Source organism: Pseudomonas sp. NPDC078416 (assembly GCF_050268485.1).
Classification (GTDB): Bacteria; Pseudomonadota; Gammaproteobacteria; order Pseudomonadales; family Pseudomonadaceae; genus Aquipseudomonas.
Map to the genome: position 1 here is coordinate 1 of NZ_JBNNGV010000002.1, position 542 is coordinate 542.

Below are 542 nucleotides of genomic sequence, written 5' to 3' on the forward strand. Positions count from 1 at the left end.
TCGTTCGAGTAAGAAGTACGCATGCCCATAACACCTCGGATTTGGGCGCCATCTTAGCGCCCGATTGAGATGTCCAAAATCATTAGGCCAGTTCAAGCCGGCTCCTACAGTGGGTCGGCGTCAAACCCCGAGTCCGGGATGAATGCAAATCCGTAGGCGCCGGCTTGCTGGCGAACGCGGTGGGTCTGCACCGGCAGTGTTGCCTGAAGCGCCGCATTCGCGGGCAAGCGCGCTCCTACAGTGGGTCGGCGTCAACCCCCGAGTCCAAAGTGGATGCAAATCCGTAGGAGCCGGCTTGCGGGCGAATGAATTGGGTCAGCAATATTTGCGTTGCCTGATTTCACGCGTTCGCCAGCAAGCCGGCTCCTACAGTGGGTCGGCGTCAAACCCCGAGTCCGGGATGAATGCAAATCCGTAGGCGCCGGCTTGCTTGCGAATGAATTGGGTCAGCAATATTTGCGTTGCCTGATTTGACGCGTTCGCCAGCAAGCCGGCTCCTACAGTGGGTCGGCGTCAAACCCCGAGTCCGGGATGAATGCAAA

General features: G+C 58.7%; 1 protein-coding gene. It reads right to left on the minus strand.

The annotated features are described in order from the left end of the window. Window positions 1-104: 104 nt before the first annotated feature. Window positions 105-227 (minus strand): hypothetical protein, encoded by a 123-nt coding sequence (locus tag ACQKEN_RS03885; protein WP_427683816.1) that lies wholly within the window; start codon window positions 225-227, stop codon window positions 105-107. Window positions 228-542 lie beyond the last annotated feature (315 nt).